Source organism: Nocardia sp. NPDC004711, assembly GCF_053601595.1.
The window spans coordinates 36248-51639 of sequence record NZ_JBSGCB010000008.1 but is presented as its reverse complement, the minus strand read 5'-3'; the positions used below and the strand labels follow the sequence as shown (position 1 = coordinate 51639).

The following is a 15392-nucleotide window of genomic DNA, read 5'->3' as shown; positions in this document are numbered from 1 at the left end:
ATGGCTTCTGGTTCCGACCACCGTTCCGGCGGTTACTCGGCGAAAACGGAATCAAGTGCGATCGCCGCCTTCACGGCGGCGTGGGACTCCACTGCGGCCCCACCCCGGATCGCCGACTATCTGCCCGATGCCACCACGCTGCGGCGGGGTGCGCTGATCGAGCTCATCCGGGTGGACATGCGTCACCGCTGGCTGCACCGACCCGCCGGAACCGAGGTCTCCCCGGCCAAACGGCTGCACGACTACTGCGCCGAATTCCCCGAACTCGCGGATCGGGATCTGCCCGCCGGGCTGGTGTACGAGGAGTTCGTCATCCGCCGGCACAGCGGCGAGCGCGTGGATCCGCGCGACTGCCTGCGCGAATATCCGCATCAGGCGACCGAACTGCGGGAACTGCTGAATGCCGACGACGACGATCAGAGCACGCGGCGGGCCGGGCTGGACGAATCCACGCGCGGTGACTTCGGGCTCGAACGCTCCGAGCGGACGCAGCTCGAACGGACGCAGCTCGAACGGACGCAGCTCGAGCCGACCGCCCGGCCCCGGCCGCTCGTGGACGGCGACACCACCCGGGTACCCGAACCGGGTGAGGTGACGCTGTACGAGGATCCCTCGCAGCTGGTCGGCGCACCGGCCGAGCCCACCCGGGCCACCGGCGGGATCACCACGCCCGAGACCGGGGAACTGCTCGATCGCATCGAGATCGGGCAGCGCATCGATGATTTCGACCTGCTGACCAGTCTTGGCTCCGGGGCGTTCGCCCGGGTCTTCCTGGCCCGGCAGCGTTCCCTGCAGCGGCTGGTGGCGGTGAAGATCTCCGCCGACCACGGCACCGAGCCGCAGACCCTGGCCCAGCTCGACCACGACTACATCGTGCGCGTCTTCGACCAGCGGCTGATGTCGGACCTGCGCACCGAATCCGGGCGGCGCCTGCGACTGCTGTACATGCAGTTCCTGCCCGGCGGCACCCTGCTCGGCGTGCTGCGCTGGGTGCGGGCCACCCCGCCCGTGCAACGCAGCGGACAGCTGCTGCTCGACGCGGTCGATGCGGCGATGGAGGAGAAGGGCGAGATCCGGCCCACCGACTCCAGCGTGCGCGCCGAGCTGGCCGGGCTGTCCTGGCCGGAAACCGTGGCGTGGCTGGGCCGCCGGCTGGCCGAGGCACTGGACTACGCGGACGGGCACGGGGTCCTGCACCGGGATGTGAAACCTGCGAATGTGCTGCTCACCGCCGAGGCGGTACCGAAACTGGCCGACTTCAACATCAGCTTCAGCCGGAATATCGACAGCGCCGGCCCGGTCGCGTACTTCGGCGGTTCGCTGTCCTACATGTCCCCGGAACAGCTGGACGCGTGCCACCCCGGCACCGCCGTCAGCGCCGGCGACCTGGACACCCGCGCCGATATCTTCTCCCTCGGCGTGGTGCTGTGGGAGCTGCTCACGGGGGCGAAACCCTTCGACGACACCACCGCCGGGCCCGGCGACCACGGCGACCGCACCACCCTCGAGGCCATGCTGGCGCGGCGGCGCGGCGGCGTCGACACCGCTGCCCTCGGCCGGGTGCCGCCCGACTGCCCCGCCGCGCTGCGCCGGGTCCTGCTCACCTGCCTGGAGCCCGCCCGCGAACAGCGCTGGAGCAGCGGCGGGATCCTGGCCAAACAGTTCGACATGTGCCTGGACGAACGCGCCCGCGACCTGGTCGACCCGCCGCCGCACAGCTGGCGAATGCGGTTGCGGCCGTGGATGATTCCGCTGGTCACGCTGGCCATCGTGGTGCCGAACCTGCTGGCGTCGCTGTACAACATCGCGCACAACCGGGCCTTCATCATCAACCACCTGTCCGAGTCGGCCATGCACACCTTCATGGTCACCACGACCACAGTGAACCTGGTGTTCTTCCCGCTCGGGACGGCCGTCATCGCCTATCTGTGCCGATCCCTGATCTTTGTGCCGCGCGGGGTGCGGCTGGGCCGCGAATACGACCCGGAGACGCTCCGCAGAGCCCGCGCGGACGTGCTGCTGGCCGGGGAGCGCATCTCCCTGGTGGTGTTCTCGCTGTGGGTGCTCGCGGGCATCACCTTCCCGACGGTGCTGCGCATGACGGCTCCCGACCTACCGGCCCGTGGCATGGTGCACTTCCTGGTGTCGCTGGTGGTGTGCGGGGCCATCGCCGTGGCGTATCCGTTCTTCCTGGTGGCCTTCTATCTGGTGCGGTGCATCTATCCGATGTTCCTGCGGCACGGGGACATCAGCGCCGAGGACGCGGTGTGGCTGCACCGGCTGGGCCACCGCTGCACCACCTATCTGGCGGTCGCGGCGTCGGTCCCGTTGCTGGCGGTGGCGGGCGTGACGTTCCTCCCGCCGGACGACATTCCGCAGGTGATCGTCGCGGTGCGGGTGCTCAGCGTCGGCGGGATCGCGGCCTTCGTCCTGATCTATGCCATGTTCCGGGCGCTGGAGGCCGACCTGGCGGCGCTGGAGCGGGTGGTGTCGTCGACCCCCTCGTCGCGGGCGCCCGGAAACGGGGCGGGTACCGAATCGTGAGTGAACTCGCAGCGCAAGCCCTCGCCCGCTTCGCTGCCGACTGGGAATCCACCCTGCGCGGCGACCGCGATGAACCGCCGCCCCTGGCCGGTTACCTGCCCGACGGGCACGAGGTGCGGCTCGCGGTCCTCACCGATCTGGTGCGGGTGGACATGCGGCAGCGCCGGCGGCGCGCCGGAATGGAGAAGCGGCTCGCGGAGTACCGCCGGGAATTCCCGGAGGTGGGGACCAGCCCGGCCTTCGCCGACCTGGTCTGCGAGGAGTACGTGGCCCGCAGCCGCTTCCGGCCGGTGGACGTGGACAGCTTCACCGCCGAGTACCCGGAGGCGGCCACCGAGATCCGCCGCCGCTTCACCGGCGACACCCCACCGCCCCCGCCGCCCGTGCTGCCCGAGGGCATCGGAACCGGCCGCAGCCTCGACGATTTCGACCTGCTCACCGATCTCGGCGGCCGCGAACACAGCCGCATGTTCCTGGCCCGGCAGCGGTCCATGCAGCGGCTGGTCGCGGTGCGGGTGGAGGCGGGCGTGGACAGCGACACCGACACCGTCGCGCAGCTCGACCACCAGCACATCGTGCGGGTCTTCGACCAGCGCCTGATCGCCGACGGCAGCACCGGAAAACCGTTGCGGCTGTTGTACATGCAGTATCTGCCCGGCGGCACCGTCGACGGCGTGCTGGCCCGGCTGCGGCAGGAATCCGCGACGGCCGGGCGCGACAGCGCCGATGGCGGACTGCTGCTGCGGGCCATCGACGCGGCCATGGAGGCCAAGGGCGAGATCCGGCCGGCCGGGTCCCGGGTGCGGGCCGAGATCGCCGGGCTGAGCTGGCCGGAAACCGTGGCGTGGGTGGGACGGCGGCTGGCGGAGGCGCTCGACTACGGGTTGCGGCAGGGGGTGCTGCATCGCGACATCCGGCCCGGCAATGTGCTCTTCACGGCGGAAGGGGTGCCCAAGCTCGCGGATTTCGCGCTGGGGCCGGTGTACTGGAGTGGGGCGTTCCTCGGGGCGGGCGCGAATGATGCCGGGGCGCTGCGGTATCGGTCGCCCGAGGCGCTGGCCGCGCAGCTGGATCCGGCCGCGCCGCTGCCGGACACCCGGGGCGACATCTACTCGCTCGGACTCGTGCTGTGGGAAATGCTCACCGGCGCATTGCCATTCGACGATGCGGACGGCGGGACCGATACCGGGGCGGTGCGGGCCATGCTGGCCCGGCGGATGGCGGGCGTGCCCGCGGCGGCCCTGGATACCCTGCCCGCGGACACCCCGGCCGCGCTGCGGCGGGTGCTGCTGGAATGCCTGCAACCCGATCCCGCGCGACGCTGGCAGACCGGCGGCCAGCTGGCCGGGCAGCTGAACCTGTGCCTCGACCCGCGGGCCCGGGATCTGGTGGATCCGCCGCCGCACACGCTGTGGGCCCGGTTGCGCGGCTGGCCGGTGCCGATCGCGATGCTGTGCGTGGGCCTGCCGAATGCTGTGGCCAGCTGGTACAACGTCCGGATCAACCGGAGTCTCGTCGTGAACGAGCTGCCGCTGGTGGATCAGCAGCGGTTCGAGCAGGTGGCGCTGGTGAACAATCTGGTCGCCTTCCCGCTGGCGGCGCTGCTGCTGTTGTGGCTGGCGCGGCGGCCGCTGACCGTCTCCTACCGCTTGGCCCGCGGGCACCGGTACACCCCGGCCCAGCTGGCCCACGCCCGATCCGACACGTTGCTGATGGGGGAGCGGGCGGTGTGGGTGCCGTTCGCCATGTGGCTGATCGCCGGGGTGGCGTGGCCGCTGGCCCTGTCCGGTACGGGAGCGCGGTTGCCGCACAATGCCTTCGCGCACTTCTTCACCGCGCAGGTGGTGTGCGCGACCATCGCGCTGGCCTATCCGTTCTTCCTGATCATGGTGTACGCGGTGCGGTCGCTGTATCCGCAGCTGCTGGCGCGCGGTTCGGTGGGGCCCGCCGATCGCCGGCAGCTGTCGGCGCTGGCCCGGCGCAGCAATTTCTATCTCGCCGCGGCCGCGTCGGTGCCGCTGCTGGCGGTGGCCAGCGTGACCTTCGTGTCGACCGCCGATCTGTCGCTGGTGATCGTGCCGCTTCGGCTGATCAGTGTCGGCGGCGTGCTGGCGTTCGTGGTCACCTACCGGCTCTCGCGGCTGCTGGAGGAGGACCTGCAGGCGCTGGTGCGTGCCATTCCCGAAGGTGGGCATTGATTCCCCGTAGGCTCGGAGGGGTGGCGATGCGTGGCAGTGTCGAAACCTCGTTGGCGGAGTTGGCGGCTCGCGTTCGCCGCCGCGCCGACGGGCATTCCGGTCGGTTTCTGCTCGGTATCGCGGGCCCGCCCGGCGCCGGCAAATCCACCCTGGCCCGCGGCATTCGCGACGAACTGAATCTGACCGCCGGCGCTACGATCGCCGAAGTCGCGCCCATGGACGGATTCCACCTCACCAACGCCCAGCTGCGCACCGCCGGATTCCTCGATCGCAAGGGCGAACCCGACACCTTCGACACCGATGGCTATGTGGCGCTGTTGCGCACCATTCGCGAGACCGCGCCGGGCACGCCGGTGTCCTGGCCCACCTACGATCGCGAGATCCACGAACCGGTCCCCGGCGGCATCGTGTTCGACCGCCAATCCATCGTGGTGACCGAGGGCAACTACCTGCTGCTCGACGACCGCGCCCATCCGGCCTGGGCCGCCGTGCGCCCCCTGCTCGACGAGACCTGGTACCTGGAGGTGCCGCGCCCGATCATCGAACAACGCCTGTTGCGCCGCCACATTCGCGGCGGCCGCACCCTCGAGGCCGCGCGGATCAAGGTGGCGCACAGCGACCTCCGCAATGCCGCCCTCGTCGAATCCACCCGCACCCGAGCCGATCTGGTGCTGCGCAAGGCCGGACGCGGCTACCGCATCGACTGAACGCGTCATCTGATCGACCGAATGTCGAAGTGCCGCATCCACTCCCGGGTACCGGGGAAACCGCAGGAGGCCGTCGCCACCGCGGCCGCGCGCCGCAGCGCGACCGGGAAATCCGCGCCACGCTCGTGGAAATGGCAGAACGCGCCGTGCAGAATGTCGCCCGCCCCGAGGGTGTCCACGGCCGGCGCCGCGGGGACGGGGATCTCGCCGCGTTCGCCGGGCATCGAGTATCGGATCGGCCCGCCACCACCGGTGATCGCGACCAGCCGCGGTCCCGCCGCGTGCAGGTGGTCGAATATCTCACCGGCCGAATCACCCTGTACCCCAGGCGGAGTGAAGGTACTAGAGCAGATGGCGATATCGACGACCGGCAGCAGCGCGCCGTGCACCGGACGCCAGCGGCCGGCATCCAGCACCACGGGCACGCCCGCCGCCCGCGCCGCCGTCGCCAGCCGTAGCGCGGGTTCGGGATAGTGGCCGTCCACCAGCAGCACCGTGGCGCTGTCGAGCACCTCGGCCGCGGACTCGTCGAGGGCCGGGTGGATCCGGGATCCGTCCAGCGACACGATGGTCCGGGTGGCCGCCGCGGTGGCGACGATGATCGAGGACACCGGCGGCTGCTGATCGCCGTCGGGCGTGAGGTCCACGGCGGTGACCCCGTGCCGGTACAGATCACCGCGAATCAGTTCCGCCAGTGGATGTTTGCCCAGCGCGGTCACCAGGGCCGGGGTCGCGCCGGACAGGAAGGCGTAGGTCACCGCCGCATTGGCCGCCGGTCCGCCCGCGCCGAGGAACAGGTCGGCGGCCTGGGTCTTGGAGTCCTCGGCGGGATACCGGTCGACGGCATAGGCGAGATCCAGTGTCGACAATCCGGCGAAAACCGCACTCCTGCTACCCATGCCGCCGACCCTACGGTGAGCTACTCGCGCACCCGGTTCTCATAGGCCTTGCGCGCGTCGGAGTCCACATCGTCCAGGAACGCGGTCCGCGCACCCAGCGCGCGCCCGATGGCATCGCCCACCGACTGCGGCAGCAGACCCACCACCTGCGAGATGATGCCCGCCACCGCCGTGACGCGAACCTTGGAGCGCGGCTCCACGATCAGCTCGGTGATGGCGTCGGCGATCTCCTCCGGCTCGGCCGGGCGCAGCAGCTTGGGCCCCGTAACCCCGGATCCCAGTTCGGTTCTGGTAAGCGTCGGCAGCACCGAGGAGAAGCGCAGCCCGGTGCCCCGGTACTCCTCGCGCAGGGTGTCGGTGAAGCCCAGCACCGCGTGCTTGCTGGCGTTGTAGGTGGCCAGGCCCGGAATGTGGGTCTCGCCGGCGAGCGAGGCGATATTGATGACGTGCCCGCGCCCGCGCGGCAGCATGCGCCCGATGGCCAGCTTGGAACCCAGGATCACGCCGTACACATTGATATCGAGAATGCGGCGGGTGATCTGATCCGGTTCGTCCACCACGCGGCCGGTGGGCATGATCCCGGCATTGTTGATGAGCACGTCGATCGGGCCGAGGCGGCGCTCGACCTCGTCGAGAAAGGCGTCGAAGGACTGGTGGTCGGTGACATCCAGCCGGTCGTAGACGTCGAAACCCCGTGCGGCGCCGGACTCTTTGACGGTGGCCTCGTCGATATCGCCGATGGCGATCCTGGCGCCGAGGGCCTGCAGGGCGGTCGCGGTGGCCAGGCCGATGCCGCGCGCACCGCCGGTGATCACCACGACCTTGCCGGCGATCGTTCCGAAGTCGGCCATCACATCCCCCGCACGGTCTTGATGATGGCGGGCAGGTTGATCCGCCGCAGTCCGCGGGTGCCCGCGGCCCGCATGGCGCCCATGGCGATGGTCAGCTTGGCCGGCGAATACGGGAACCACAGCGGCTCTTTGGTTTGCGTGGGCAGGATCGGCTTGGTGATGGCCTGCTGACGGCAGTACTTGCGCACGCCGCTGGCCCCGCCCCAGCGCGCGCCGGTGCCGGACAGGCCCCAGCCGCCCATGGGCAGTGCGAAGCTGAACATATTGGCGAACACGTCGTTGATGTTCACCGCGCCCGCGTTCAGTTGGCGCGCAACGCGTTCGGCGCGATCCTTGTCGCCGGACCAGACCGAGGCGGACAGGCCGTAGATCGAATCATTGGCCAGGCGAATGGCTTCCGCCTCGTCGGCCACCTTCATGACCGGCAGCGTGGGCCCGAAGGTCTCCTCGGTCATGCAGGTCATGGTGTGGTCCACGTCGGCGAGCACGGTCGGCTCGAAGAGCGTGCCGACGCCGGTGCGCTTGCCGCCGGTCGTGACACGCGCACCCGCCTCGACGGCCTCCTCGACGTGCCGCTGCACGATCTGCGCCTGGTTCTCGTTGGCGAGTGCGCCCATGTCGTACTGGGGTTGGCGGCCGTCCACGCCCTGGCGGACCTCCTTGACGGCGGCGGTCAGCTTCGCCAGGAACTCGTCGTAGACAGGCGCTTCCACGTACACGCGCTCGACCGAGATGCACACCTGCCCGGCGTTGAACAGCCCGCCGAAGGCGATGCCGTGCGCGGCGCGCTCCAGGTCGGCGTCGGCCAGCACGATGGCCGGGTCCTTGCCGCCGAGTTCCAGGCTGTACGGGATCATCCGCTCGGTGCAGGCCGCCGCGATCTTGCGGCCGGTGGCGGTGGAACCGGTGAACTGGATGTAGTCGGCGTTCCCGACCACGGCCGCGCCCGTCTCGCCCGCGCCGGTGACCACCTCGAACACCGGCGGCGCACCGATCTCGCGCCAGCCGCGCGCCAGCTCGACCGCCGAAAGCGGTGTCACCTCGGACGGTTTCAGGATGACCGCCGCGCCCGCGGCCAGCGCCGGGATCACATCGATGACCGGCATGGCCAGCGGGAAGTTCCACGGCGTGATCACACCGACCACCTGGTAGGGCCGGAACACGGTGGTCAGCTGCTTGACCCGGGCCAGCGGGCTGTGCGGCGAAGGGTGTTCGTCGGCAAGGAATTTCGCGGCGCGGCGGGCGTAGTAGCCGGTCAGGTCGACCGAGAACGCCGGGTCGATGAGCGAGTCCACCCGGGCCTTGCCGGTCTCGGACTGCAGCACGTCGGCCAGGCGATCGGTGTTGTCCACCAGCCAGTCCTGCAGTTTCAGCAGCCACTCCTTGCGCCCGTCGGGGCCCAGGGCCTCCCAGGCGGGCTGCTGCGCGCGCAGGGCGGCGACCTTGGCGGCGACCGTCTCGGCCGAATCGATCGGCACCGTGCCCGCGAGTGCGCCGGTCGCCGGATTGCGGACCTCGAGTTCGGTGGCGGGCGCCGGGGCCGCCTCCGGTTTCGGGGTGGCTCCCGGTTTCGGGGTGGCCTTGATGGCCGTCCCGGCCGGCTTGCGAGTCCCGGTCTTGCGAGCGGTGCCCGCGGCGGGTTCGGTATTGGTCACGATGTGCCTCTCCCCACGTGCGCTACGTTGCGACGGCGAGCTGTGCCCCAGCTCACTGGACTATGATCGTGACACAATTTCGTGAGCCCATGCTTGGCCAATCGGGTCAATTCTTCCGGTCGGTTTTGTGCTCTGAGTACAACCTCGGAGGAGTGCCCGTGGCGACGCCCGCGAACCCGGCGGAGATCCGGCTCTGGATCGCCGATTTCGTCGCGGAAACCCTCCCGGCCGAAACCCTGGAACAGGTCGTCACCCGTCTCGACGACGCCATCATCGCCCGCATCCCGGAGATGCGGGACCGCGATATGCGCCGCGACCTGGCCGCCAGCAGCCGGGCCCACGCGGTCGCCGTGCTCAGCGGCCTCACTCAGGACCTGTTCGAATACCCGGTCCCGCCCGAGGCGCACGCCTTCGCCCGCACCGTCGCCCGCCGCGGCTACGACGTGCGGCTGCTGCTGCGCGTCTACCACCTCGGCCAGGAGGCGGTCATCGACTACATGACCGAGGTGCTCGAACAGCGGCAGCTGCCGCAGGACATCGAAAGATCGGTGCTGCTACGGCTTTTCGACCGCACCACGCGCTGGGTCAGCACCTCGGTCGAGGCTCTCACCGACACCTACATGGCCGAGCGGGAGCGGGGCCTGCGCGCCGCGCTCACCCAGCGCGCCGAGACCGTGCGCGCCCTGCTGGACGGCGCCGAGGTGGATATCGAAACCGCTTCGGGCCGGCTCGGATACCGGCTGTCGCAGCGGCATCTGGCGCTGGTGCTGTGGACGGACGAGGATGCCGCGCCACTGCCGTCGGACAGCAACGGCGAGGCCGTCGGCCGGCTCGACCGGATCGTGGCCCGCTACGCGGGCACGCTCGGCAACGGCAGCCTGCTCACCGTGCCCTCGGGTGCGACCGCGCTGTGGGCGTGGATCGGCGTGGACGACGCGCTGCCCGAGCCCGGCGATCCGGTGTGGTCGGTGGACGCGCCCGTGCGGGTGGCGATCGGCGTGCCCGCCGCGCACGCCGCCGGCTTCCGGGCCGGTCACCACGAGGCGGTCGCCGCCCGGCAGGTCGCCGAGCGCGCCCGCCCGGGCCTGCCGCGCGCACTGCACTACGCGGAGGTGGAGATCGCCTATCTGGCGGGATCCGACGAGACCGCCATGCGGTCGCTCATCGACAGGGAACTGGGCGCACTCGCCGCACCCGACGCGCAGTCGGCGCGACTGCGGGAAACCTTGCATGCCTACCTGCGAGCCCGCCGCAGCCCGGACGGGGCCGCGAAACTGCTCGGCGTGCACAAGAACACGGTGCGATACCGGATTCAGCGCATAGAAGAACTACTCGGTCACTCTCTCGACCAGCGTGGTACTCGACTGGAGGTCGCGCTCGACTGCGTGGCGGTCTACGGCGTGTGAGTCCGCGAGCGTCAGCTCGCTTCCTCCGCGACGGTGTCCCGGGCGGCGCGTCGCCGGGTGGGCGGCTCGCCTTCGGAGGCCCGGCGCTCCGGTAATTCCGCCAGCAATTGCGTGGTGGCCGCGGCAATGGCGGCCACCGCCTTGTCCACCGCGGCCTTGGTGGCCGTCGTCAATCCCGACACCCCGCCGACTTTGCGCACGTATTCCTGTGCGGCGGCGTAGATTTCCTGCTCCGTGGCGGCCGGACTCAGCCCGCGGAGGAGGGTGATGTTCCCACTCATGCCCCCAGAGGTTAGCGCCCGATTACCCGCTGTGACAGGGCAAGATTCAGACAATTGCGTGAGTGCGTCGCGCAGCGCCCGTGAGAATGCCGCCGAGTGGCCGCCGGAATTCCGAACCGAATGGTTTGCCGATTATTCGCACCGGACGCGGCCGGTGTGGCACACGCGATCGGCGAATAGCGGGCCACTCCAAGATCGATGGGGAACAATCGGGGTATGGCTGCCCGCGACGTGCCCACGCTGACGACTTTTCCGTACCCGGAGCTGGACCAGCGCGAGGACGATCACTGGTCCGGTGCGCAGGTCTCCGACGACGAACTGCGCGCCCTCGCGCTCGGCGGCTTCTACTCCTCCCGCTGGGACGCCTTCCACGACGCCCTGCTGCTCGGCCCCGAACGCGACCATCCCCTCGGTGATCGCCGCGAACTTGCCATCGACACCCTGACCGGCGCCTGGGGCATCACCGACGGCACCGAGGCCATGGCCTCGATGGAACAGCTGCTGGACGGTATGCACGGCCCGCTGTACGCGCTCGTGCATCCACTCGTCATGGCGGCCATCAACTCCCCTGAACGGGATCGCTTCGGCGAGCGCGCCGACCGGCACCGCGCGTTCCTGCGGCAGGTCGGCTCGTTCCGTGGCATGGAGAATCCGGAAGCGCTGGTCCGCGATTACGACATCTGGTCGCAGGCCATCAAACTCGGCCTCACCGACCATCTGGTGCGCCCGCTGCCCACCGACATCCAGGCCTGGGATCTGGCCCGCGTGGTCGCCGTCGCCCGCATGGCCTACACCGCGGGCTACCTCGACGCCGATCTCGCCTGGGATTACCTCATGCGCGCGCTGCCCCCGGCCCAGCGGAAATACCGGAACTGGCGGCAATTCGGCGATGCCTATCTCGCCGGGTGGACCTACTGGCAGGCGTGCGAGGACCTCGCGGAACTGAAATCCGGTGGCGTGGACCGGCGGATGGAATTGCTGCGCCTGTGGATGCGCCCCACCAGCCCGTGGCGGCGTATCGCGCTGCAACCGGACGAATAAGTCGCCCGGGTTCGGGGGGCTTGACCCCAAACCTTTTCACTCGATCCGCCCAGGGCTCAATCGGGCAGCGACCGGAGAATTCCGCGTCCGTACCGCTGGAACTGCGCGTCGTCGACCATGCCGAGCGAATGCCGCTCGACCAGCAATTCCCATTCGGAGTACAGCTTCGCCACGCCCGGATCCGCCGGCCCGGCGGCGCCGTCGACCACCTCGCGTTGGATGGCGAAATTCAAAGCGCCCGTCACCCGATCGGTGTCGGCCCGGTCGGTGCCGGTGAAATGCCAGGTCAGATTGCCGTCGCTGACCTCGACGCCGTACTCGGCGAGCACGGCGCCCGGCGCCTCGGCACCGTCGGTGGTGCGTGCCCACAGCAGGGTCGCCACCGGTAGCTCATGGGCGAAACGCTTGCCCGAGCTCAGCGAGACGAAGATCATCCGGGTGGTGGTGATCGCGAGCAGTCCGGTGGCCCGGGGCGCGGGCGCCTGCGCGGTGACGAGGGCGGTCTCCAGCACGTATTCGCCGGGGGTGACATAACGCTGCAGCGCGGCGACGGCCGCCTTGGCGTCCCGCTTGGGCGCCATCCGGCGCACCGCGCGATCCACGTCCGCGCGGGCGGGCCCGCTGCGTCCCCAGGAGGGCGCGGGCGGGGCGAGGTCGGGGGCGGCCACGTCCAGTCGCTGGGTGGTCAGGATCTGATTGTTGATGCGCTCGACGATGACGGTGGCGGCGGGCACATCGTGCTCGGCGATGAGCACCGGCAGCGGGGTGCGGTCGGCGGGGACGCCGGTCAGGACGGGGGTCGGGTAGCGCAAATATATTTCGATGACGACGGCGTCATCGGCGCGCCGGTTCAAACGCACCTTGAGCAGGTCGCTTACCGGCACGTCGAGCACGCGCTCGCCGTCGGTTCCAGGCCGCAGCACCGTCAAACGCCCGTTGCCATGACGCACAATCGCTGTGGGTGTCCGTAGCTCGACTATGTCCATACCCCCTGCGCTCTGTTGTGTCGTCACTCACGATGAGACGACCATGCCATGATTGTGACCACTCGGTCCGACACCAGGGGGTGATCGACCCAGTGTGTTGCCGCAGATGGTCGGGGAACCACCCGCGTTCTCCAGCCGTTTACCTGTTGAACTGCACTAGCTGCCGAACTGCGCGATGTAACGACTAGACCGTACGCGGTAACGTGGCATGTCCGCATCCGTTCGCCGGAACGGGCGTGCCACGCAAGCATCGCAGGCAAACCGGATACACCCCCCGGAAAGGACTGGCCGCCGGCCGACGCTCTATGAACCGCAAGACTGTGTTCCGCAACCTGGCCATAGTCGCGGGCTTCCTGCTCGTGATCTGGTTGGTCAGCTATTTCAGCAACGACACGCGCGGCTGGCATAGCGTCGATACCTCGGTGGCGCTCTCCCAGCTCCAGGACAAGTCGAATGTCGATTCGGTCCAGATCGACGACAAAGAACAGCAACTGCGCATCACGCTGAAGAACGGCAACGATGCCACCAAGGGCGAGACCAAGCTCATCGCCAAGTATCCGGGCGGCGGCGAGGTGTCCGCGCAGGTCTTCAAGGCCGCGCAGGATTCCGGCGCCAAGGTCAACACCACCGTCAAGCAGGATTCGTGGCTGAGCCAGATTCTGCTGTTCATGCTGCCCATGGTGATTCTGCTGGGCCTGTTCATCTTCGTGATGGCGCGCATGCAGGGCGGCGGCCGCGGCGGCATGATGGGCTTCGGCAAGTCGAAGGCCAAGCTGCTGTCGAAGGACATGCCCAAGACCACCTTCCAGGATGTGGCGGGCGCCGACGAGGCCATCGAAGAGCTCTACGAGATCAAGGACTTCCTGCAGAACCCGGCGCGGTATCAGGCGCTGGGCGCGAAGATCCCCAAGGGCGTGCTGCTCTACGGTCCGCCCGGTACCGGTAAGACGTTGCTGGCCAAGGCCGTTGCCGGTGAGGCCGGGGTGCCGTTCTTCACCATCTCGGGTTCGGACTTCGTCGAGATGTTCGTCGGTGTCGGCGCCTCCCGCGTGCGCGACCTCTTCGATCAGGCCAAGCAGAACAGCCCCTGCATCATCTTCGTGGACGAGATCGACGCGGTCGGCCGTCAGCGTGGCGCCGGCCTGGGCGGCGGTCACGACGAGCGCGAGCAGACCCTGAACCAGCTGCTGGTGGAGATGGACGGCTTCGGTGAGCGCACCGGCGTCATCATCATGGCGGCCACCAACCGGCCCGACATTCTGGACCCGGCGCTGCTGCGCCCGGGCCGTTTCGACCGGCAGATCCCGGTCGGCAACCCGGACCTGAACGGCCGCCGCGCGATTCTGCAGGTGCACTCCAAGGGCAAGCCGATCGCGACCGACGCCGACCTGGAGGGTCTGGCCAAGCGCACCGTCGGCATGTCGGGTGCGGACCTGGCCAATGTGATCAACGAGGCCGCGCTGCTCACCGCGCGTGAACACGGCAATGTGATCACCGGTGCGGCCCTGGAGGAGTCGGTCGACCGTGTCATCGGCGGCCCCCGCCGCAAATCGCGGGTGATCAGCGAGCACGAGAAGAAGATCACCGCCTACCACGAGGCCGGTCACACCCTGGCCGCCTGGGCGATGCCCGATATCGAGCCCGTCTACAAGGTCACCATCCTGGCCCGCGGCCGCACCGGCGGTCACGCCATGACGGTGCCCGAGGACGACAAGGGCCTGATGACCCGTTCGGAGATGATCGCCCGCCTGGTCATGGCCATGGGCGGCCGCGCGGCCGAGGAGCTGGTGTTCCACGAGCCGACCACGGGCGCCTCGTCCGATATCGACCAGGCCACCAAGATCGCGCGCGCCATGGTCACCGAGTACGGCATGAGCGCCCGCCTGGGCGCGGTCCGCTACGGCGAGGAGCAGGGCGACCCGTTCCTGGGCCGGTCGATGGGCATGGCCTCGAGCTACTCGCACGAGGTGGCCCGCGAGATCGACGAGGAGGTGCGCAACCTCATCGAGGCCGCGCACACCGAGGCGTGGGCGGTGCTCAACGAGTACCGCGACGAGCTGGACTCCCTGGCCACCGCGCTGCTGGAACGCGAGACCCTGCACCGCAAGGATCTCGAGGAAGTGCTGACGACGGTCGAAAAGCGGCCGCGCATCACGGCTTTCAACGATTTCGGTGACCGCACCCCGTCCGATCGCCCGCCGGTGAAGACCCCGCGCGAGTTGGCCGCCGAGCGCGGTGAGCCGTGGCCGGAGGAGGACTCGCGGCCGTCGCATCCGGTGGCGCAGCCCGCCAACGGCTATCCGGAACCGGTCTACGGCTCCGCGCAGCCGCAGTACGGCGGCTATCCGGCGCCCGCGCCGCAGGGCTACCCGCTGCCGCAGGCTCCGGCCTATCCGCGGCACGGTGCGCCGACACACGGTTCGCGTCCGGACTACGGCGCCCCGGCCGGCTGGTCGGCGCCGGGCTGGCCGCCGCAGGAGGACGAGGCTCAGGCCCCGCAGCCGCGCGGCGCGTACGGCGGCTGGGCGCCCGCGGGCAGCCAGCGCTATCAGCCGGGCGCCCAGTATCAGCCGGGCTACTCGCAGCCGGAGCATCCGGCCGCGCAGCCGGCGTCCGGGAATGACGAGGACGAGAAGAACGGTTGGGACGGACCGAACGGTCGTCGCTGACCGCGGTCCCGATAGGCTCAATGGGTTCGCGGCCCGCCTCGGGCGGGGTTCGGACGCTGGGTGAACGCCCCGTCCGGATCCGCCCGAGTGGTTCGGCGACCGCGTCCAGGCCGCGTGTGCACGTGCGGCAAGTCAACACAGGAGGTGTCGATTGT

11 protein-coding genes are annotated in these 15392 nt (G+C 69.7%); 6 read left to right on the top strand and 5 right to left on the bottom strand.

Features of this window, described 5'->3' with window-relative positions:
* Genes ACWEKS_RS09625 through ACWEKS_RS09615 form a run of 3 tightly spaced genes read left to right on the top strand, consistent with a single transcriptional unit; the run spans window position 1 to window position 5449 of the window.
* Window positions 1–2544, top strand: coding sequence for a serine/threonine-protein kinase (locus tag ACWEKS_RS09625; protein WP_452339674.1), 2544 nt, complete (start codon window positions 1–3; stop codon window positions 2542–2544).
* Window positions 2541–4742, top strand: coding sequence for a protein kinase domain-containing protein (locus tag ACWEKS_RS09620; RefSeq protein ID WP_452339673.1), 2202 nt, complete (start codon window positions 2541–2543; stop codon window positions 4740–4742). The genes ACWEKS_RS09625 and ACWEKS_RS09620 overlap by 4 nt, the downstream gene beginning before the upstream one ends.
* 26 nt (window positions 4743–4768) lie before the next feature.
* Window positions 4769–5449, top strand: coding sequence for a nucleoside/nucleotide kinase family protein (locus ACWEKS_RS09615; RefSeq protein WP_452339672.1), 681 nt, complete (start codon window positions 4769–4771; stop codon window positions 5447–5449).
* Between the two features lie 5 nt (window positions 5450–5454).
* Here the strand turns inward: ACWEKS_RS09615 and ACWEKS_RS09610 are convergent, their stop codons facing one another.
* Genes ACWEKS_RS09610 through ACWEKS_RS09600 form a run of 3 tightly spaced genes read right to left on the bottom strand, consistent with a single transcriptional unit; the run spans window position 5455 to window position 8854 of the window.
* Window positions 5455–6348, bottom strand: a complete 894-nt coding sequence (locus ACWEKS_RS09610) for a PfkB family carbohydrate kinase (protein ID WP_452339671.1) — start codon at window positions 6346–6348, stop codon at window positions 5455–5457.
* 20 nt (window positions 6349–6368) lie between these two features.
* Window positions 6369–7199: an SDR family oxidoreductase gene (locus ACWEKS_RS09605; protein ID WP_452339670.1), complete on the bottom strand. Its 831-nt coding sequence runs from the start codon at window positions 7197–7199 to the stop codon at window positions 6369–6371.
* Entirely contained in the window at window positions 7199–8854 is a 1656-nt protein-coding gene (locus tag ACWEKS_RS09600; protein WP_452339669.1) for an aldehyde dehydrogenase family protein, read from the bottom strand. The genes ACWEKS_RS09605 and ACWEKS_RS09600 overlap by 1 nt, the downstream gene beginning before the upstream one ends.
* 158 nt (window positions 8855–9012) lie before the next feature.
* On the opposite strand from ACWEKS_RS09600, the gene ACWEKS_RS09595 reads away from it, so the two are divergent.
* Window positions 9013–10260, top strand: coding sequence for a PucR family transcriptional regulator (locus ACWEKS_RS09595; protein ID WP_452339668.1), 1248 nt, complete (start codon window positions 9013–9015; stop codon window positions 10258–10260).
* An 11-nt stretch (window positions 10261–10271) separates the two neighbouring features.
* On the opposite strand, the gene ACWEKS_RS09590 is transcribed toward ACWEKS_RS09595, so the two are convergent.
* Window positions 10272–10541: a DUF2277 family protein gene (locus ACWEKS_RS09590; protein WP_356998658.1), complete on the bottom strand. Its 270-nt coding sequence runs from the start codon at window positions 10539–10541 to the stop codon at window positions 10272–10274.
* 216 nt (window positions 10542–10757) lie between these two features.
* Between ACWEKS_RS09590 and ACWEKS_RS09585 the strand changes: the two genes are divergently transcribed.
* Window positions 10758–11582 (top strand): DUF1266 domain-containing protein, encoded by an 825-nt coding sequence (locus ACWEKS_RS09585; protein WP_452339667.1) that lies wholly within the window; start codon window positions 10758–10760, stop codon window positions 11580–11582.
* 56 nt (window positions 11583–11638) lie between these two features.
* Here ACWEKS_RS09585 and ACWEKS_RS09580 read toward each other — a convergent pair whose 3' ends face one another.
* Window positions 11639–12505, bottom strand: a complete 867-nt coding sequence (locus tag ACWEKS_RS09580; protein ID WP_452339666.1) for a hypothetical protein — start codon at window positions 12503–12505, stop codon at window positions 11639–11641.
* 368 nt (window positions 12506–12873) lie between these two features.
* Between ACWEKS_RS09580 and ftsH the strand changes: the two genes are divergently transcribed.
* Window positions 12874–15237: an ATP-dependent zinc metalloprotease FtsH gene (gene ftsH / locus ACWEKS_RS09575; RefSeq protein ID WP_452339665.1), complete on the top strand. Its 2364-nt coding sequence runs from the start codon at window positions 12874–12876 to the stop codon at window positions 15235–15237.
* Window positions 15238–15392: the final 155 nt, after the last annotated feature.

What these genes read in the sequence shown, in the direction of transcription:
- ACWEKS_RS09625 (WP_452339674.1), top strand. Translation starts at nt 1, where the DNA reads ATGGCTTCTGGTTCCGACCACCGTTCCGGCGGTTACTCGGCGAAAACG.
- ACWEKS_RS09615 (WP_452339672.1), top strand. Translation starts at nt 4,769, where the DNA reads ATGCGTGGCAGTGTCGAAACCTCGTTGGCGGAGTTGGCGGCTCGCGTT.
- ACWEKS_RS09610 (WP_452339671.1), bottom strand. Translation starts at nt 6,348, where the DNA reads ATGGGTAGCAGGAGTGCGGTTTTCGCCGGATTGTCGACACTGGATCTC.
- ACWEKS_RS09605 (WP_452339670.1), bottom strand. Translation starts at nt 7,199, where the DNA reads ATGGCCGACTTCGGAACGATCGCCGGCAAGGTCGTGGTGATCACCGGC.
- ACWEKS_RS09590 (WP_356998658.1), bottom strand. Translation starts at nt 10,541, where the DNA reads ATGAGTGGGAACATCACCCTCCTCCGCGGGCTGAGTCCGGCCGCCACG.
- ACWEKS_RS09585 (WP_452339667.1), top strand. Translation starts at nt 10,758, where the DNA reads ATGGCTGCCCGCGACGTGCCCACGCTGACGACTTTTCCGTACCCGGAG.
- ftsH (WP_452339665.1), top strand. Translation starts at nt 12,874, where the DNA reads ATGAACCGCAAGACTGTGTTCCGCAACCTGGCCATAGTCGCGGGCTTC.